Origin of the sequence: Novipirellula rosea (assembly GCF_039541335.1) — a bacterium.
Classification (GTDB): Bacteria; Planctomycetota; Planctomycetia; order Pirellulales; family Pirellulaceae; genus Novipirellula; species Novipirellula rosea.
Map to the genome: position 1 here is coordinate 156,293 of NZ_BAABGA010000037.1, position 19,856 is coordinate 176,148.

At 54.5% G+C, this 19,856-nt stretch carries 15 protein-coding genes; 6 read left to right on the top strand and 9 right to left on the bottom strand.

Annotation, left to right across the window (positions count from 1 at the left end):
* Positions 1 to 221 precede the first annotated feature (221 nt).
* Positions 222 to 1,367, top strand: a complete 1,146-nt coding sequence (locus ABD971_RS15760) for a sialidase family protein (RefSeq protein ID WP_345323587.1) — start codon at positions 222 to 224, stop codon at positions 1,365 to 1,367.
* A gap of 117 nt (positions 1,368 to 1,484) precedes the next feature.
* Here ABD971_RS15760 and ABD971_RS15765 read toward each other — a convergent pair whose 3' ends face one another.
* Positions 1,485 to 2,918, bottom strand: coding sequence for a sigma-54-dependent transcriptional regulator (locus ABD971_RS15765; RefSeq protein WP_345323589.1), 1,434 nt, complete (start codon positions 2,916 to 2,918; stop codon positions 1,485 to 1,487).
* A 363-nt stretch (positions 2,919 to 3,281) separates the two neighbouring features.
* Here ABD971_RS15765 and ABD971_RS15770 point away from each other — a divergent pair, with 363 nt between their 5' ends.
* Positions 3,282 to 3,923 (top strand): response regulator transcription factor, encoded by a 642-nt coding sequence (locus ABD971_RS15770; protein ID WP_339936967.1) that lies wholly within the window; start codon positions 3,282 to 3,284, stop codon positions 3,921 to 3,923.
* A 71-nt stretch (positions 3,924 to 3,994) separates the two neighbouring features.
* Here ABD971_RS15770 and ABD971_RS15775 read toward each other — a convergent pair whose 3' ends face one another.
* A complete protein-coding gene (locus ABD971_RS15775; RefSeq protein ID WP_339936968.1) occupies positions 3,995 to 4,657 on the bottom strand; it encodes a metalloregulator ArsR/SmtB family transcription factor in 663 nt (220 codons plus the stop codon).
* Positions 4,658 to 5,016: 359 nt separating this feature from the next.
* Here ABD971_RS15775 and ABD971_RS15780 point away from each other — a divergent pair, with 359 nt between their 5' ends.
* The 4 genes from ABD971_RS15780 to ABD971_RS15795 all read left to right on the top strand — a co-directional run bounded on the left by ABD971_RS15780 (position 5,017) and on the right by ABD971_RS15795 (position 9,542).
* Complete coding sequence (locus ABD971_RS15780; protein WP_345323592.1) at positions 5,017 to 6,582, top strand: MBL fold metallo-hydrolase; 1,566 nt, start codon at positions 5,017 to 5,019, stop codon at positions 6,580 to 6,582.
* 73 nt (positions 6,583 to 6,655) lie between these two features.
* Positions 6,656 to 8,401, top strand: coding sequence for a bifunctional metallophosphatase/5'-nucleotidase (locus tag ABD971_RS15785; protein WP_345323594.1), 1,746 nt, complete (start codon positions 6,656 to 6,658; stop codon positions 8,399 to 8,401).
* Positions 8,394 to 8,945 carry a DsrE family protein gene (locus ABD971_RS15790; protein ID WP_345323596.1) on the top strand — a complete coding sequence of 184 codons (552 nt, stop codon included), beginning with the start codon at positions 8,394 to 8,396 and terminating at the stop codon, positions 8,943 to 8,945. Before ABD971_RS15785 ends, ABD971_RS15790 begins: the two co-directional genes overlap by 8 nt.
* Before the next feature lie 42 nt (positions 8,946 to 8,987).
* On the top strand, positions 8,988 to 9,542 hold the full coding sequence (locus ABD971_RS15795; protein ID WP_345323598.1) for a thioredoxin family protein: 555 nt from the start codon (positions 8,988 to 8,990) through the stop codon (positions 9,540 to 9,542).
* 150 nt (positions 9,543 to 9,692) lie between these two features.
* On the opposite strand, the gene ABD971_RS15800 is transcribed toward ABD971_RS15795, so the two are convergent.
* The 7 genes from ABD971_RS15800 to ABD971_RS15830 all read right to left on the bottom strand — a co-directional run bounded on the left by ABD971_RS15800 (position 9,693) and on the right by ABD971_RS15830 (position 19,803).
* Positions 9,693 to 10,547 (bottom strand): class I SAM-dependent methyltransferase, encoded by an 855-nt coding sequence (locus tag ABD971_RS15800; protein ID WP_345323600.1) that lies wholly within the window; start codon positions 10,545 to 10,547, stop codon positions 9,693 to 9,695.
* A gap of 291 nt (positions 10,548 to 10,838) precedes the next feature.
* On the bottom strand, positions 10,839 to 12,341 hold the full coding sequence (locus ABD971_RS15805) for a glutamate synthase subunit beta (protein WP_339936976.1): 1,503 nt from the start codon (positions 12,339 to 12,341) through the stop codon (positions 10,839 to 10,841).
* Between the two features lie 129 nt (positions 12,342 to 12,470).
* Entirely contained in the window at positions 12,471 to 17,099 is a 4,629-nt protein-coding gene (gene gltB, locus ABD971_RS15810) for a glutamate synthase large subunit (protein ID WP_345323603.1), read from the bottom strand.
* Between the two features lie 121 nt (positions 17,100 to 17,220).
* Positions 17,221 to 18,192, bottom strand: a complete 972-nt coding sequence (locus ABD971_RS15815; RefSeq protein ID WP_339936980.1) for a LysR family transcriptional regulator — start codon at positions 18,190 to 18,192, stop codon at positions 17,221 to 17,223.
* Between the two features lie 137 nt (positions 18,193 to 18,329).
* The gene (locus ABD971_RS15820; RefSeq protein ID WP_345323605.1) at positions 18,330 to 18,569 is read right to left on the bottom strand and encodes a hypothetical protein; all 240 of its coding nucleotides are present in this window, start codon (positions 18,567 to 18,569) and stop codon (positions 18,330 to 18,332) included.
* Positions 18,547 to 19,071 (bottom strand): hypothetical protein, encoded by a 525-nt coding sequence (locus ABD971_RS15825; protein ID WP_345323607.1) that lies wholly within the window; start codon positions 19,069 to 19,071, stop codon positions 18,547 to 18,549. The genes ABD971_RS15820 and ABD971_RS15825 overlap by 23 nt, the downstream gene beginning before the upstream one ends.
* A 48-nt stretch (positions 19,072 to 19,119) precedes the next feature.
* Positions 19,120 to 19,803 carry a transposase gene (locus ABD971_RS15830; protein ID WP_345323609.1) on the bottom strand — a complete coding sequence of 228 codons (684 nt, stop codon included), beginning with the start codon at positions 19,801 to 19,803 and terminating at the stop codon, positions 19,120 to 19,122.
* Positions 19,804 to 19,856 lie beyond the last annotated feature (53 nt).

Sequence of the window (19,856 nt, forward strand, 5' to 3'; positions counted from 1 at the left end):
ATAGACTATCATCCTAAATCGGTCGCTTTCACGTGGGCGACTCATTAAAATCAATCGGCCGCTAGTTGCATCATGGTCCGTCGATCCCACGACGTTTGCCCACCTGCGTCGAGCTGGCCCGCAGTTACGCAATCGCATCTTGGCGATTTTACTTTCCAGTGAATCGGGCGTGCTGTTGTTTTGTTAGCTGAATATTTCCGTGAGACTTCGTGAGGCATGCAGTGAAATTTGTATTGAGTCGTGTATTGTTCTTCGTCTGTTTGGTGCCCTGTGCGACGATGGCGTTTGGCGGAGACCCCGATGATTTGCCGACGATTGATCTTTCCGGGGAAACCGAACGTCAACTCGTGATCGCCGAGGGAACGCCGCAGACTTACCAGGGGCATCCCACGACACTAAAGCTGCCCGGCAGCGACACGCTCTTTTGTGTGTGGTGCATTAACCATGGCGGCGCAGCCGGACCGATGGCGCGAAGCGACGATGGAGGACGGAGTTGGGTGCGTCTTGATGCCTCGTTACCCCCTGGGTTTTCGACGCATCAGAATTGTCCCAGCATTTATCGAATGGTGGACCCTCAGGGAGTTGCGCGTTTGTGGGTGTTTTCAGCCGCGCTCGGAAAACGCGGAGGCCCCGGGATGCCAAGCATCATGAGTGAAGACGAAGGCAAAACGTGGAAAGAAATGCCGCCGCTCGGCTTTCCCTGTGTGATGACCTTCAGCAGCATCATTCGTCTACAGGACGGACGCTACCTCGGGCTCTATCACAAAGGACCCGATGGGCAAGATCGAACGCCGCTCAGTGTGTTACAGTCGATCACCGCGGATGGAGGTCTGACTTGGTCGGAACCCAAAGTGGTCGCCGCGGTCGATGGCAAAAACCCGTGCGAACCGTTCGTGCTGCGATCGCCCGATGGAAAGGAATTGTGTTGTTTGATGCGAGAAAATACACACACCGGTCATAGTTTGATGATGTTCTCGCGTGATGAAGGAGCAACCTGGAGCGAGCCCGTCGATACCGCGTGGGGGTTGACCGGCGATCGTCACATGGGTGTTCAAGCCCCCGATGGACGCTGGGTTATCGCTTTTCGCGATCTCGCGCCGCAAAGCAAGACCAAAGGGCACTTTGTAGCTTGGGTGGGCACCTATGAAGACATACAAAAAGGGCGTCCTGGCCAGTACCGGATCAAACTACTACATAGTCATGCAAAAAATGTTTTTGACTGCGGTTATCCCGGACTCGAGTGTTTGAGCGATGGAACCCTCCACGCAACGACCTACATCAAGTATCGTCCGGGCCCTGAAAAACACTCGGTTGTCAGCACTCGTTTTCAGTTGTCGGAAATCGACAAACGCGCCAAGTCTCAATAGCGCCATCGAGAATTCGCAGCGGAAGCCGTCAAGACTTTCGTCGGGTTTTTCACCCGATCGGGAACACGCACGCGAGTTCCGCAATTTTGAACCCAAACATTGAAGATGGACAAACCGCTAATTTGCATATTGCAAACGTGGGTCATCTAAGCCGAGACGCTTCATTTTTTTGTAGAGCGTCGTGCGGTTGATGTCCAACGCGTCCGCTGTGGCGGCGCGATTCCAGTGATGCGAACGTAGCGATTGCAGGATGATTTCTCGCTCGGGGGCTTCTAAGGCTTCACGCAATGTTTTGCCGTCGACTTGCCCGATCGCGTGGTTGACGCGGTTGGTCGGACTTGTCGTAGAACTGGAAAAAGCGACGTCGGATGTTCGCCCTGTCACTTCCGGTGGCAGATCCTCGACCGTCAATACTGAACCGCGGCCAAGCAAGACAGCGCGCTCGACAATGTTCTCGAGTTGACGTACGTTCCCCGGCCAACTGTAGTTTTGTAGAGCCGCGATGGCTTCGCGATCAAATCCTTCGATCTCGCGACCGCACGATTCGGCGGCCTCGGTGAGAAAATGGTCCACCAACAATGTGACGTCGCCGGGACGTTCTCGCAGCGGTGGCAATACAATGTTCACGACGTTGATTCGGTAGTACAAATCTTGCCGGAACGCACCGCTTGTGACCGCACCGGTCAGGTCTTCGTTGGTGGCCAAGATCACACGCGTGTCGACCGAATGCGTTTCGTTGCCTCCGAGAGGCTCGAATTTGAATTCTTGTAGCACGCGTAACAGCTTGACTTGCATCGCCGGAGTTGCCGTCGCGATTTCGTCTAAGAACAGCGTTCCGCCGTCTGCCATGTCGAACTTGCCGGGCTTGTCATGGTTGGCTCCCGTGAACGCACCTGAAACGTGACCAAACAATTCACTTTCGAGCAGTGTGTCCGGTAATGCCCCACAAGCAACCTCGACAAAGGGGCCGTTTCGCCGCGAGCTACGAGCGTGAATGGCTCGGGCGATCATACTTTTCCCTGTGCCGTTTTCGCCCGTGATTAAGATCGAAGCTCGCGCGTCCGCCACGCTGTCGATGACATCAAATACCTTTAGCATGCGATAATCGTGACTGAGGATGTTCTCCATCCCGCTGCGGCGATCTAACTGCAAACGCAGTGTCTCGTTTTCTTGGGCAATCTTTCGCTGCTCGACCGCGCGTTCGATCGCCAATGTTAATTCGTCGTCGATCAACGGTTTAGTCAATAGATCAAATGCACCCGCACGGACCGCTTGAACCGCCGTGTCCGGAGTCGCGTAGCCGGTGATAACCAGCACGGAGGTGTCTGGATATTGTTTTTTGGTGTAACCAATCAAATCGAATCCGTCGTCTGCTCCGAGACGAAGATCGGTGATCACCAGATCAAATTTTTGTTTTTTCAGCGCCGCCTTGGCCGCCGTCAAGGTTCCCGCTGTCTCGACATGGTTGGACATCTCACGCAACCACTGAGCCATGGAATCGGCGAGATGTTGGTCGTCGTCGACTAACAGGATCGATGCAGATGCGCTCATGATGATTTGTAGATCGAAGGGCGTGAGACGGGATTGGCTATGGGAACGGCCGCCACACCGGTCAAGGTATGCCAGCGGTGGTGTCGTACAAAATCAGCAGTTTCCGGTGATGCGGAACAACACAGGTATCTAGGTCACCATTAAGATCCGGTCAAATAAGTGCGAATACGCGCATTCAGGGGCTTACGGCAATCCGAAACCCCACCTTTGGCGTGGTTTTTTGCTCCGTTCTGACTGTAAGTGCTTTTTTATCAATGCTTTAGCGAATAAAGTGGGCTAGTGTTGAGTACACAAACAGTGAACAATCGTCGACATCACAAGTTCTACAGCACGTTCACAATCATCGTTTTTTTGGAAGCAAGCATGTCCCCCCAACTACTGGTTGTCGACGATCACGAAGCCGCACGTTTTGGCTTAAAATGCATGTTTAATGGGACTTCCATGCAGGTCGCGATGTCGACAGGTACCTCGGAAGAGGCGTTGAAATTCATGGCTCAGCAGCCCTTCGCCGCTGTGATTATGGATATCCGAATGCCGGAAATGAACGGCCTCGAATTACTAGAGAAAATTCGGCAATCCGAATTCGATGTGCCGGTTGTAGTGCTTAGCAGCTACGATAATCCGACCTACATTGCTCGTGCCGCCGCTCTGGGGGCTAACGATTACGTCCTCAAGAATACCGAGCGACAAGGTTTGATCGATGCCGTCTCACGCGCGATCAACTCTCAAGGAGCTGTTCCCGAAGGGCGGTTTCATCAAATTCGTGAGAAGATGCTCAATGAAGTCGACCTCACCAAATTTAAGTGTGATTGGCCTTTGACAAGCCGCGAATCTCAGGTGTTGCTGCACATCGCGTTAGGACTCAGCAACAAAGAGATCGCTAAGTCGCTGATGATCAGTGTCGAGACGGTGAAAGAGCACGTTCAAAACATTCTGCGAAAACTTGGCGCCAACGATCGAACCGATGCCGCGGTCAAAGCCGTGCGAGTGGGCTTTATCGACTAGTGACGGGGCATCCCGCTTGCATGTTGGGTGTTCCTCTGCGAAGTCACAAGTCTTTAGTGACGCACAAGTCTTTAGTGACGCTCGATGCTAAGCCCCGCCGCTTTCCATTCGGGGACGCTGAAACGCAAACGCTGGGACTTGAATTGATGTTCTCGAAGCCAGCGATTTCCCGCGAAGGCGGCCGCGCAAAACGGGCCGCGGCAATAGACCAGCATTGTTGCCGATTTGGGTAAGTTTGCTGCCGCTTCGGCAAGCGTGGCAAATGGAACGTTTCTCGCTTTGGGCAAATGCCCCTGTTCATATTCCGATGCCGGACGCAGATCCAACAAGCTGAAACGTCCGCGATCGAGTTTGGCGTTGAGCTCAAGTTCTGTCAGCGGGGATAGGCCTTCATCGGCATCAAATTCCTCTCGCATGACTTCGCGAATCTCGGGGACCACCACTTCGCCAAGATCACGAAATCGCAGCCATAACTCCGCGACACGCGGGTCTTTGAGCGAGCAGTAAACGCTGCGACCCCGCTTTTCAGTCGCGATCAAGTGGCAGTTTCTTAGCACCTTCACATTGGCGCTCGCCGCCGCAAGCGATTGATTGGTCAATTGCGCCAATTCGTCAATCGGTTTTTCACCCTGAGCCAACAGGCTGATCATTTTCAACCGATGTGGATTCGAGAGTGCCCCCCCCACGTCGGCAAGTTGCTGGTAAATCGCCGCCTGATTCTGTTTGTCGAGCATGATGTTATTCGGGGGGGAAAGCAGGATGTCGTGCGGCCACGCTGCCGTCACCTGGTGCGAGCCGCGATCTCACAACGAAGCCACGCGGAACTAAAAACAGCGTGTGTCGAACACGCGTCAGAAAAAAAACGCGTTTTGGCAACGTCTCCCTTTTTTCGCGTCTCCGCCTGAAATTTCTGCGGTCTTCAGCTTTGCAATCATAGCCTCGTGGGTCGCAGAGTCAATGAAGTTTTTGAGTCTTGGGGTGGCGGATCGAATGGGGATGCGTACATTAAAAGTCAATGAACCTTTTGAGTGTTGTGTCTGGAGCGATTCTCGGACGCCCCTGCTCAAGCAAACGCAATCTAACGGAGCCAATGATGACCACCTTTAATCGTCGCGAAGTTTTGCAGCACGCCGGAGCTTTAGGGCTGGGGACTGCCTTGCTGACGAACCTCGGAACTGTCGCCCGGGCGGGCGAGAACAGCAGCGCCACCGAGCTACCGCCGCATATCGTTCTGGAAACGATCAAAGCAGGAGGCTTGTCGCATTACTCGTATTTTCTCGGTGATAAGAACGCCGGGGTGGCTGTCGTGATCGATCCTCGCCGCGATGTTCAGGTGTACTTGGATCTGGCGGAAAAACATGGGCTGACAATCACCCATGTGATGGAAACGCATGTCCATGCTGACTTTGTTTCCGGTTCCCGAGAACTCGCCGATCGCAGCGGCTCGGCACAGATTGTGGCAAGTATCGAAGGTGATCCGGGATACGGATTTAAAGTCGATCGGCCTATCCGAGATGGGGACGAAGTGACGGTGGGCAGCATCAAGCTTCGTGGTATCCACACACCGGGGCACACGCCTGAGCATATGTCGTATTTGGCGTCGTCCAAAGGCGGCGGTCAAGCATGGGCATTGTTCACGGGCGACTTTCTGTTTATCGGCAGTGTCGGACGTCCTGATTTGATGGGCGTGAAAAATACCGATTCGCTGGCAAAGTCGCTCTACCAATCGGTGCAGAATGCGTTCACTGAATTGCCAGACCAATTGACGATCTATCCCGCTCATGGTCCCGGTTCGCCCTGCGGTGCCGGGATCAAAGCACCCGAAGGGGATCCAACGCTTGGAAAGGAACGTCAAGGTAATCCGTATTGGCGAATGAACAACCAAGAAATATTTATCGAAGCCCTGCTGAGTGCTCAGCCGCCTGTGCCCTATTACTGGCCACGAATGAAGAAAATCAATGCAGCGGGGCCTGAGATCTTGGGGGGCACGCCGCAGGTCCAGCGGCTCAAGCCTGATGCGTTCGACAAAGTGATTCAGTCCAGCGGCATGCAGCTGCTTGATACCCGTTTGATGCAAGCCTTTGCTGGCGGTCACATTCGGGGTGCCATGAACATTGGTTACAACGAAGTGCTCTCGAAGTGGGGCGGTTGGATGTTGGATCCTGATCGCCCGATCGCGATCATCAAGCCCGCGGAAGGAAATTTTGAGGATCCGTTGGATTGGCTTTCGCGTGTCGGGCTGACGAATGTCAAAGTCGCGCTCGATGGCGATATGAAAGCGTGGATCAACTCGGGCCGCAAATTCGATTCGTTCCAAACGATGTCGGTCCATGACGTGAATCAGCGGTTCCCGACCGATCAAATGACCCTGCTTGATGTCCGCCAACCGTCGGAGTGGGATATGGGGCATATGCCCGGAGCCCAGTACATGTTCTTGCCCGAAATCCCCAAGCGAATGCGCGAGTTGGATAAGAACAAACCGGTGGTCGTGTACTGCGGTAACGGTTACCGGGCCAGTGTCGCGGTCAGCGTCCTGCGAGCGAGCGGGTTCGACGCACGGACCGTTCCAGGGTCTTGGGACGCATGGACGGCGGCCGGTTACGAATCGCTGAAACCCAACAAGCCGGGCAAGGCAAGCGATACGACACGAACGGCCTAAGACTCGAATTGTCCCCGTCGCTTACGACTTCGGGATGCCTCTTTCTTCTTCTCTTTTTTGGGAATTTTCCATCATGAATCGTTTCGGCATTTTTGTTGCTGCCGTTGCCGGATGTTTGGCCATGACGATATCGGTCTCGGCCGCCAACAACGTCTCCACACACGGCACTAAGATGAAAACGAAAAAGTTCTCGATTGCTTTTGTCAATGACATTCACGCACAACTGGAACCGCACCCTGAATTGTTTTGGCAAGGTGATGAATCAGAGCGTGTTCACAATGCAGGTGGACTGAGTCGCATCGCCACAGCGTTTAAGCAACTCGAAGCCCAACGGCCTCACGGAATGCTCAAAATCGATGGCGGGGACACCTTCCAAGGCAGCGGCCCCGGCGCGTGGACCCAAGGCGAGGTGATGGTGCGGCCGTTGAATGCACTCGGATTTGACCTCGCCATCCCTGGCAACTGGTCGGTGGCGTACGGAGCGAAGCAGCTGCAAACGCTCAGCGAAAAAGTTAACTATCCGATGATCGCTGCCAATATCTTTGATGCAAAAACGGGCGAGCGGTCCTTCCGACCGTATCTCGTCAAGGAAGTCAATGGAGTAAAGATTGGTGTACTCGGTTTCACCGATCCCGACGTTCCCTCGCGACAGCCGCCGCACATGAGTGAAGGATTGAACTTTCAAGCAGCCAAGGTGTTGCAACCTTTGATCGACGAACTTCGCAACGAAGAAAAAGTCGACGTGGTGGTGCTTGTCACTCACATCGGTTTACACAAAGCTGTTCCGTTGACACGCCAGCTTCGCGGTGTCGACATTTCGCTTTCGGCGGACACGCATGAACGCACTTACGAACCGATCGAAGTGGGCGACGTTTGGGTGGTCGAAGCCGGTGCGTTTGGCTCGCTCGTCGGGGTGATGGATATCACGATGTCCGAGGGCAAAATCGTCGATCGTCAATGGGAATTGATCGAGCTGCGTGAAGACAAATTTGCCGAAGACGAACAAGTCAAAAAAATCGTTGACGAGGTTCTAGCCCCGCACCGCGAGCGAATGAATCGTGAAATCGGTCACACCGATATCTGGCTCGAACGCTACAACGTGATGAGCACGTCGATGGATCGATTGATTGCCGATGCCGTCAAGGAATCGGCGGGAACCGATATCGCACTCAGTAACGGTTTTCGCTTTTCGCCGCCGACTGCTCCAGGCCCCATCACCGAAGCCGATTTGTGGAACTGGTTGCCACTGAATTTGGAAATCAAAGTCGGAAAAGCCTACGGCCAACAGTTGATCGACTATTGGGAAAACGAATTTGAGAACGTTTTTTCCAAGGATCCTTTGCGGATGTACGGCGGTTGGTTGGCGAGACCGTCGACCAATATGAACGTGCAATTCGATTCCACCGCGAAAGCCAACGAGCGACTACGAAGTCTAGAGATCGACGGAGAACCGGTGGACCCTGAAAAGTCCTACAGTCTCGCGGCGGGGGCTCGCAAGGGACAGCCCGAAGACCAGATTCACCGCGTCAAACGTTGTCACGTAACCAAGCAAATCGAACAAACCACGCATGATGCGGTCCGCGATTACTTGGCCAATCAAGGCGACGTCAAGGATACCGGCAAGCCGCCTGTGCGGTGCGTCGTCCGCCCCGAAGTGTTGCGTTCGCAGTACCTGGATTTCATCAAGAGACGGCAACAAGAACACGAAGCCGATCCGCATGAAGCGGAGCTGCTTGATGAAAATGCCCAGCATGATGATCCCCAAACCACAGTCAACTCCTCCTCTGATTCCAGTAAAAAGGAAACCAAAGATGAATAAGTTTTTCTCCACCACGTTTGCCTCTCTTGCGGTACTTGCCCTCAGTGTGACAGCGCCGGCATTTGCGGCGTCACCGACGGACAGCCCTTCGTCTCGCTCGGATTCCGATCCCGCAAATCGGCCCGTCATTGGGCTGCAGTATGAAGGCCCGATCAAGGTTGTCTATCAATGCACCCGAGACGAATGGAAGGAAGGTGTCAGCAAGCCGCTGCTGTATTTGAAGAAGCTTCGCGGGTACTACGAAAAGCAAGGCATCGATCTGGATCAGCTTGATCTACGAGCGGTTTTTCACGGCGACGCGTCCACTCATATTTTGACGGACGAAGCATGGAACCGAGTGAAGAACACAGATACCGGCAACCCCAACACAAAACTGCTTTCCGAATTGAAACGGATGGGGGTTCATGTCGAATTTTGTGATTCACGGCGTCAAAAGGAAGGCTGGGCAAAAGCGGATATCCATCCGGATGTGTTGCTCGCCGCTGCCGCGTTCGCGCGAGTGATCGATTTGCAACACCAAGGTTACGCGTACATTCGATTCTAAACGCTCGTCACGGGCGAAAAATGAAAGGGAATAGGTAGTCTGATGAATTCACGTCAAATCAAAAAACGATCCGGACGCAGTGCAATCGTTGCCGTCGCGATCATGATGTTCATTGTGATGGTTGCAGCGGTGTGGATTCACAGCAGCGGTGCCATTCCCGATGTCATCCCAGACTCGATGGCGACGTTAGCCATCGAGCAGTCCAAACCAGGAGTCAGCCACGCCATGATACCGGCATCGGCGGAAGCGGATCGCAACGCTGAAGCGGCTGTGACATGGTTCCGCGATTATGACGAAGCGATTGCGGAATCTCGGACGCTCAAACGGCCGGTGTTGATCGACTTTGCCGCCTCGTGGTGTGTGCCCTGCCGAATGATGGACAAACACGTGTGGCCCGACCCGGCGGTTCAGCAAGCTTTGCGGAACGACGTGGTCCCGCTTCGTTTGGACATGGACGCTGCGAACACCAAGGTTCTGGTTGAGAAGTTTGGTGTTGAGTTTGTACCGACCATTTTGTTGGTCGATACCGACGGCAACGAGCTGCAGCGTTCTGGTTTTGTGGACGCCAAAGGGCTGCTCGAGCTATTGCCGAAGTAACGTGCCTTCGCTCGACAATGTCGCACGGCTCTCCGAGCCGTTAGCGTGTGCGGAGCGGTGGACCCGTTTGCCACTTTACCCGCGGTTCCTCATCGAGAATCATCCGCTGCACGGCGGTACCCACTTGGAAAGCTGGCCGACGATGTCGCGTTACTTGGCGGCGACGATGTAGCAGATCCAGCTCGGGTCGCTTGACGCGGTTTCGCTTCGCTCCCAATGCGAATCTTCGTCGTTGTCTTCGATTTCCCAGTAGACATGGTTTTCGCTGAAACCTGCTTCGGCGAGCATCTCGCGGACTTCGGGGATCGTCCAAAAACGCCAGTGGTACTCGAACGCTCGTTTTAGTTTGCTGCCGTCTTTGAACTTGAAACTAATATAGAAACTCGCGTCCGCGTTGATAGGGTTAAACGAGGCTTGTTCCCACTCGTAACGAAACCCTTTGCGTCCTTTTTTGATGGTGCGTTTGTCGACGTGTTCTTCGGTGTAGCATTCGCCGCCCCCCATCATGTCCATCACCATCACGCCTTCGCTCTTCAAATTCGCACGAGCGGCTTTGAAGTAGTCGATCACTTCGGCTCGCGTCTTAAAAATCCAGAACGAAAAGTTCTGAGCCGACAGAATATCGACTTGAGGGCGATTGCGTTTGCGAACATCTTGTTCCAGCAACTTCACACGCCTCTGTTGCCCCTCGCTAAGCTTTGCGAGGTTATGTTCGCGGCCCCAATCGAGCGTTTCGCTACACAGATCGACTCCGACGGCGGTCCGCTCGGGATCCGATTGCACCCAGTGGCAGCAGATCGCAAAGGTGCCACAGAAATCTTCGCGTAGCGTGAGCGGTTTCTTGTTGTAGAAGTCGCGATAGGCTTGCTCAAAAAACTCGACTTCATGCTCCGGTGTTTGAACCGATTTTTGGTAGCAGTCGAACTTGTCAGCCAACTCTGCTTGCGATGGCTTCGCGGCTTTTGACTTGGGCTTATCCGACTTCTTGTTCTTGGGTTTTCCCATCGGTGATGCACTTATTTGGAGACGTCGAGCAATTCAGTGCGTCCAGATTAGTTTAGAGCTTCCCGTCGTGAAACGGGAAGCTTCCAAGAATTCATAAACGATTCAGCTTCGGCGGCAATTGCAACGTAAGCTGCTTAGGGCGTGCGGAACAATAAATGGCGGGCGGTAGTGGACGAGACTACGAGTCCTGCAGCTTCACGGAGCCAAAAAGGACTCGTTGCCTCGTCCACTACGGAAACTCGTTGCCTCGTCCACTACGGAAGACGCCGCCAGTTATTCTTCCAACGGTGCTTAGCTGACTTCCATCGAGGTGCCCATCGTGGTGCCGGGTGCTGGCAGCGAACTGGATCCTTCCAAATAGATGTCAATCGCTCGTGCCGCACCACGACCTTCGTTGATCGCCCATACGACCAAGCTTTGGCCACGACGGCAATCGCCTGCGGCAAAGACCCCTTCGATGCTGGTGGTAAACTCACCATGCGTCGCTTGGTAATTGCTGCGTGGATCGCATTCGATGCCGAGCGATTTGGCGATATATTGCTCTGGCCCCAAGAAGCCCATCGCCAGCAAGATCAACTGGGCGGGCCATTCTTTTTCGCTGCCTTCGACTTCGGCCATCTTCCAACCGCCGTCGTCGCCCTTGGTCCATTGGACTTGCACGGTTTTAATTCCACGCAAATTGCCGGCTTCGTCCTTGAGGAATTCCTTGCTGAGGATTTGGTACTCGCGAGGATCGCGGCCGAACTTTGCCGTCGCTTCTTCGTGACCGTAATCGACACGGAAAATACGCGGCCATTCGGGCCATGGGTTGTCCGATGCACGATCTTCGGGCGGCTGCGGCAATAATTCAAAATTCACCAGGCTGCGGCAACCATGACGGATGCTCGTTCCGATACAGTCGGTACCGGTGTCACCACCGCCGATCACGATCACGTCTTTGCCTTCGGCGCTGATGAACGCATCGCCAAGGGCGTCGCCGTGTACGCTTTGTTGTGTGTTCGCAGTTAAAAATTCCATTGCAAAGTGAACCCCATTGGCATCGCGGTTTGCGATCGGCAAATCACGAGGCTTGGTCGCTCCACAAGCCAACAACAACGCGTCAAAGTCGTTGGTCAATTCTTTGGCATCGACATCTTCGCCGACATTCACGCCGGTCACAAACTTGATGCCTTCGGCCGTCATCTTGTCGATTCGACGCTGGATCACTTCTTTGGATAGTTTCATGTTGGGGATGCCGTATTGCAGCAATCCACCGATGCGGTCGGCCCGTTCATAGACCGTGACTTCGTGGCCAGCCTTGTTCAACTGATCCGCGGCGGTCAATCCCGCAGGCCCGCTACCGACGATTGCCACCTTTTTGCCGGTCCGCGAGGTCGGCGGTTCTGGATGGATCCAACCTTCTTCCCAAGCACGATCGACGATCGCGTTTTCAATGTTCTTGATCGTCACAGGAGGATTCGTGATCCCAAGCACGCACGAACCTTCGCACGGTGCAGGACACACACGGCCCGTAAACTCGGGGAAGTTGTTGGTTTTGTGAAGTCGTTCGATCGCTTCTTTCCAGCGGTCGTTGTAAACCAAGTCGTTCCACTCGGGAATCAAGTTATCGATCGGGCAACCGCTGCTGGATTGACAAAACGGCACGCCACAATCCATACACCGGGCGCCTTGTTCACGCAGATGCTCGACGCGAGGTTCGGTGTAGATTTCGTCGTAATCGTTGATGCGGACGACGGGCAGTCGCCAGGCGACTTTTTTGCGATCAAACTCTTTGAATCCGGTTGGCTTTCCCATAGCTATTCTCAATCTTGTCGTTGTGGTGGTTGTTCGGTAATGGACGCCGCCGATATGCGATCGCCCGCTGCAGGAGAGTCGAGCGGTCGGTGGATTTGACACCGACCGCTCGACGATTTTTTTGGGGGCTTACGACGCCGAAGCGGCGGTTTGAGCCTTCATTTCTTGCAAGACGCGTTTGTAGTCTCGCGGCATTACCTTGACGCACTGTGCGACAAACGTGGTCCAGTCCTCTAGTGCTTGCTTGGCCACCGCACTTCCGGTGTGATCGTAATGCAATTGGATCAACTCCTTGACCTCGGCCTGTTCCTCGTCGCCTTCGATCGATTCGAGTTCCACCGTGGCAAGGTTGCAATTCAAATTGAAATCGCCTTTCTTGTCCCAGACATAGGCGATTCCTCCGGACATCCCCGCTGCAAAGTTACGCCCCGTCGTTCCAAGCACCACCACGCGGCCGCCGGTCATGTATTCACAACCGTGGTCGCCGACACCTTCGACAACCGTTTTGGCACCGCTGTTGCGAACCGCGAAACGCTCGGCAGCACGTCCACGCAAGAACGCTTCGCCACCGGTCGCTCCGTACAAACAGACGTTGCCGACAAGGATGTTGTCCTCGGCGACAAAGCTGCTTTGCTTCGGTGGGTAAACCACGACACGTCCACCGGAAAGTCCCTTGCCGACGTAATCGTTGGCATCACCATCGAGTTCGATCGTGATTCCGTGTGACAGGAACGCACCCAAACTTTGCCCCGCCGAACCGGTCAGTTTGATGTGAATCGTGCCGTCGGGAAGTCCCGCTTGGCCGTATCGTTTGGCCACTTCGTTGCTGAGGATCGTGCCGACGGTGCGATTGATGTTGATGATCGGCGATTCGATCGTCACCTTCGTTCCGCTTTCAAGTGCAGGCATCGCGGCTTCCAACAACACCGTCATGTCCAAGGATTTTTCCAAACCATGATCTTGGGCGCGGGTGCAGCGGACGTCGACATCGGCATGCGGCTTGTTCGCCGGTTGCAAGATTGGGGTCAAATCGAGACCGTCCATCTTCCAGTGGCGAATCGCTTCCTCGGTCTTCAAGCAATCGGTGCGTCCGACCATTTCGTCGATCGTACGGAACCCGAGTTTCGCCATGATGCGACGAGCTTCCTCGGCAACCATGAACAAATAGTTCACGACATGCTCTGGTTTACCGGTGAACTTGGCTCGCAATTCAGGGTCCTGAGTTGCGATCCCAACCGGGCAAGTGTTCAGGTGACACTTACGCATCATGATGCATCCGAGCGTGATCAGCGGCGCGGTGGCGAAGCCAAACTCTTCGGCACCCAACAACGCAGCGATCACCACGTCGCGGCCTGTTTTTAGCCCACCGTCGGTTTGCAATACCACGCGGCTTCGCAAATCGTTGAGCACCAAAACTTGATGCGTTTCCGCGATCCCGAGTTCCCACGGCAAACCAGCGTGCTTGATGCTGGTCAGCGGCGAGGCACCGGTTCCGCCGGTGTCACCGGCGATCAAAATATGATCCGCGTGCGCTTTGGCAACACCCGAGGCAATCACGCCCACGCCGACTTCGCTAACCAGCTTGACGCTGATTCGGGCGTCCCGGTTGGCGTTTTTCAAATCGTGGATCAGCTGAGCCAAATCCTCGATCGAATAAATGTCATGGTGAGGCGGCGGGCTGATCAAACCCACGCCCGGCGTGCTGTAACGAATCCGAGCGATGTTCTTGTCGACCTTTTTGCCGGGCAATTCACCCCCTTCGCCAGGCTTAGCACCTTGCGAAATCTTGATCTGCAGCTCGTCGGCATTGGTCAAGTATTCGATCGTCACGCCGAAACGTCCCGATGCGATTTGCTTGATCGCCGATCGCTTGGAGTCGCCGTTTTCCATCGTTTGGAAACGAACGGGGTCTTCCCCCCCTTCGCCGGTGTTGCTCTTTCCGCCCAGCCGGTTCATTGCGACTGCCAACGTTTCATGCGACTCGGCGCTGATACTGCCAAAGCTCATTGCGCCGGTGCAGAATCGTTTGACGATCTCGCTAGCGGGTTGAACTTCGTCCAATGGAATCGCTTCGCCCGCGACCCCTTCTTTGAAACCGAGCAATCCACGCAGCGCACAACGTTTGCGGTTGTCATCGTTAATGCCGTGAGCGAATTTCCAATAGGCGTCTTCGTTGTTGTTTCTCGCGGCCATCTGTAGCGTCGCGATTGACTGAGGATCCCAGGCGTGTTTTTCGCCTTCGGCACGCCAGTGGTACTCGCCCAAGTTGGGCAGTTGTGCTTGCCGATCAACACTTCGCTCGGGGTAGCCCAAGCGGTGTCGGCGGATCGTTTCTTCGGCAAGGATGTCGAACGAAACCCCTTGGATTCGGCTCGCGGTACCCACGAAGCTGGTCGCGATGATCTCGTCCTTTAAACCAAGTGCCTCGAAGATCTGAGCCCCCTTGTAGCTTTGCAGCGTGCTGATGCCCATCTTGGCCATCACCTTCAGCATGCCTTTGGCAACCGCCTTGCGGTACGCAGCGACAATCTTGTCGTCATCGAGCGTCGAATCCATCAATCCGTCGCGGCGAGCTTGCCACAGTGCCTCGAACGCCAAGTAAGGATTGATTGCGTCGGCGCCATAGCCGATCAACAAACAGTGGTGATGCACTTCGCGGGCTTCACCGGTTTCAATCACCAACCCGATTCGTGTTCGTTTCGCTTGTTTGACCAAGTGATGGTGAACCGCACCGACGGCCAACAACGCACTGACGGGGACGCGGTCATGGCTGATCTCGCGATCGCTCAACACGACCAATTGAATCCCTTGATCTGCCGCTTCTTCGGCTTCCTTGGCGATCCGGTCAAGCGTCGATTGCAGCCCCGCTTTGCCTTCGCTGCGGTCAAACGTGATGTCGATCACGCGGCTGTGCCAGCCTTCGTAATTGATGTGCTTGAGTGCCGCAATTTCTTCATTGGTCAAAATCGGGTGGTCCACCAGCAAGCGGTGGCAATGCTCGGGGCTGGCGTCCAACAGGTTCTGCTCGGGGCCGATGTAGCACTCCAGCGACATGATCACTTCTTCGCGAATCGAATCGATTGCGGGGTTGGTCACCTGAGCAAACAACTGCTTGAAGTAATCGTAAATCATCCGCGGCTTGTCACTCAAACACGCCAGTGCGCTGTCGTTCCCCATCGAACCGACGGGGTCGCGAAGCTGTTCGACCAGCGGACGCAACATGAAGTTGATTGTTTCGAGCGTGTAGCCGAACGCTTGCATCCGCGGAAGCAGCGTCTTGCTGTCGAAGCCATGCGGTTCCGATTCAGGATGCAAGTCCGACAAACGAATACGGTTCTCTTTTAGCCAGTCCCCGTACGGCATTTTCTTGGCGAACGAGCTCTTGAGTTCTTCGTCAGGAATCAAACGACCTTCGGCAAAGTCGACCAAGAACATCTTGCCCGGTTGCAGACGCCCTTTCTCTTTGACAATCGCAGGATCGACCGGCAACACGCCGACTTCGCTGGCCATGATGACGCGATCATCATGGGTGATGTAGTAACGGCTTGGTCGCAGTCCGTTGCGGTCCAACGTCGCGCCGATGTAATGACCATCGGTAAACGCGATCGATGCCGGACCATCCCAAGGTTCCATCAAACACGAGAAATACTCGTAGAAGGCACGTTTGTCTTCAGGCATGGTTTCATGTTTTTGCCATGCTTCGGGGACCATCATCATGATCGCTTCTTGCAGTGTGCGGCCGTTCATTAGCAAGAATTCGAGCACGTTGTCGAAGGTTCCCGAGTCGCTACAGTGCGGTTCGACCACAGGGAATAACTTACTCAGATCGTCGCCGAACAATTCGCTCTTGGCTGATCCTTGGCGTGCACGCATCCAGTTCGAGTTGCCTCGAAGTGTATTGATTTCGCCGTTGTGGCTCATGAAACGCAGCGGTTGAGCACGGTCCCAGCTGGGGAACGTGTTGGTCGAAAACCGACTGTGGACCATGGCCAAGTGGGTTTCGAAATCCTCGTCTTGCAAGTCGGGGTAATACGGCAGCACCTGCGCCGGAGTGAGCATTCCCTTATAGATGATCACTTTCGTGCTCAGCGAACAGATGTAGAACATCATCGCTTGCTTGAGCGACTTGTCGGCGCGAAGCTTACTGGCTTGCTTGTGGATCATGTACAATTTGCGATCAAACGCATCGTCGTTCAGTCCATCGCTGGCGGCGACGAACAATTGTTCGATCACCGGTTCGCTGCGACGCGCCGTGGGACCGACGTCGGCGACGTCGGTCATCTGTGGTACGACACGCCAACCGATCAGTTTTTGGCCCGCTTCGGTGATCAACTTTTCGACGGTTTCTTTGCAGTGCTTTCGCTCGTTCTCGTCTTTGGGCAAAAACACCAACCCGGCTGCGAATTGGCCCGCAGCGGGCAAGTCGACGCCGAGGTCACGCTTGGCAACCTTCTTCAAAAAGGCGTGCGGCAATCCACACATGATGCCCGAGCCGTCACCGGTGTTAGGTTCGCAACCGCATGCACCGCGATGATCCATCGCTTGCAGGATTTGGTCTGCGTCCAAGACAATTTGGTGGCTTGGTTTGCCTTTGATGTGCGCAATGAAGCCCACGCCACACGAATCCTTTTCGTGGCTAGGGTCGTACAAGCCTTGCGCCGGTGGCAAATGGAATTCGGCAACCGCTTTCGGAGCCGTTTGCGTTTCTTGGATCAAATGATTCAGAGAAGGGTTCTTGTTTTCGGGTTGAAGAGTCATTTTCAGTCTTTCCATTTCGCTAGTAAAAATTTGGATGATGGCGTCCGAGTCACACCGCGATTTCCGGGTGCCGTAGGCAAAACCAATCGACTAATTCGATGCGTTTTGCGATTCGGGCGTATCAAGCGACAACCGAAGTGCCAGTCCTGGCGTCGGTTGCTGAGTTTTCCACGGCATGCTTCCCGCTGCCGGATTTGCGTTTTTCCGTCTCAACCCTGCGACCAAGCAACAGCGAAGTGTATTCACTTGCCGCTTTGCTCAGTTGTCCTCGTCGACGAAAAATAATTCCAAGCGGGCGTGTCATCCGGAGCCCGCGACAAGCTACTACTTTTAAGGATCCGTTGGCCGTTTCACGTCGTACCGCAGCTTCGGGGACAATCCCCACACCGCGGCTTGCCTGAATCGCACGGATCAATGAATCGGCGTTGTCGAATTCCATTCGAGTGTCAACCGATACCCCTGCTTTCAACAGGTAGTGATCAATCTCTTTTCGTAGCGTCAAACCACGATCAAAACCGATCAATGCGATGCCTTCGAGAGCATCAAGTGAAAGATTGGTTTGCGATGCAAACGGATGCTCCGACGAGCACACCAATCGCATCGGCTCCTGCTGCCACATCACGCTTTGCAATGTTTTGTTGTTGCGGGGAAAGCTGACTAAGCCAAAGTCGACCTCGCCGTCGGTGGTCATCTCGACCACCTTTTCGACCGAGCCAAACTCGAGCTTGACGTCCACTTCGGGATGAAGTGCCGCGAATTCTTCGCTGGCCTCGGGCAGATAACTGAGTCCTACCGAATAGATCGTTCCGATCTTTAATTGACCACTCAGCTTGCCGCCGATCGAAACCACCTCCGTTTCCAACCGCTGCAACTGACGCAGAATATCACGCAGTCCGCGGACGTAGGTTTGACCCGCCGCAGTCAACACAAGCGGTCGCTTCGAGCGATCAATCAACTGCACATGTAACGAATCTTCAAGCTGTTGCATCGCCTGGCTAACGGCACTCTGAGTCAAATCGTGCTCCGCCGCAGCTTTGGAAAAGCTGCGTTCGTCGGCAACGCTACAGAACAACTCGAGATTTCGGACGTGCAATATTCGATTCGTGCTAAATAAGTATTCCTAATAGTGTGGCTTCCCTGTGGCAGCCGATTTAATGCAAGGTAGATCGCCTGCCCCCATTCGTCAAGACAGTCACCCACTTCCATCACGCTGCGGCGGTCCCGCGACCGTCATTGGCCGGGCGATTGTCGCCAGCGTGCATAGCGGACGGGAATCAGGTAGGTGTACACAATGGTGATGATTCCTCCGCTAAGGAGCGACCAGGGCATCCATTCTTTCGGTCGGAACACTTTGGCGGAATTGGCGGGAGCCCCCGTCGGGTCAACAAAACTGACCGCGTTGGCCGGTTCGCCCTGATAGATCGTGGCAGAATCGATAAACAGAAATTCAAGGCCGACGATGACCGCCATGATCCCAAGCGCGATGAACACTGAACGCAACATATCCACTCTGTCCGTTTTCGAGGATTCGAAGTACTTCGAACCTTTTCGGCATCCCCACGCGGCGGACATCAATGATATCAAAGCCAACTCTACAACGCGTCCATCCGGAAAGCCTTCCCCAGACAGTGCGGGCCGTTCCGTTGGCGCGGAGTGAATCGTAATCGTTCTCGGCGGTCACATTGCGAATCATGCGGTCGGCGATCGCCGAAAGGATCTCGCGGATCTCTTGCCGAGTTTCTTCGCTGCACAGCGGGCTCTTCGCATAGTGCCACAATCCGTGCACCGCATGGGTGTATTGGTCTCGCGACGAGTTCATGTAAATACTCTTTAGGTCCTCGTGACAGACGCCGCGGGCCAGAAAACCATTGGCTCCGTGGGCGGTCGCGCACAACCGGATGCCCTGGAAAACGTCGTAAGCCTGCTGCCGAAGTGATTCCTGTTTCGTCACCTCGTAGCGATCGATGACCATCGGAAGAGAAAAAAGGTGTCGGACACCTTTTTGGCAGGATAGGTAGTTTCAGGGATTCGGATTGGTTTTTCGAGGGCGACCGCGAGGCCGCATGGTCGATTCCAGGTCAAACTTTCGCACCATCGATTCGACCCAGTTTTCGCTACCAAAAGGGACGCCTCGTCGCATACTCCAGTCGATTTGGTTTTGTTCTCTTTCGGAAAACTCCATTCGCACCCATTCGACCCAGTTCGAGCGACGAGGAATGGGCCAAACGCTTAGCATCGATTGATACACTGACGTTTGTCGATTCCAGTGAAATAAGCTATCCCACTCCCATTGCTCAGGACTACTGCAAAGCTGTGCTGTGAACGGGTTTCGCTCGACGTAGCGTGAGAGCGTCAGGAAGTGCTCGTCCGACTGCACTGGGAACGACTTGTAACGGCCTTGATAGAGATGTCCCATGCCGACGGTATCATAGTGAGCGTGGTACCGTTGGGTGTGGGTCAGGGTGACCCACTGGCCAAATCGCCCCATCTCGCCGTCAACATTGGGGCTGACGACAAAATGCCAGTGATTGGGCATGATACAGTAGCTAAAAAGCTGAACATTGAAGCTGCTAACCGCTTCTGCCATCAAGGTCTCAAACGCGTCGTAGTCTTCCTTCTTGTGGAAGATGGTGGTTCGCGAATTGGCTCGATTGAGCATGTGATAGATCTGGCCAGCCACGTCGGCTCGTTTCGGTCGTCCCATTTCGGTCTCCCTCGCTTCTGGCAAACTGAATTTTACCCGCAGCTAAACTACCC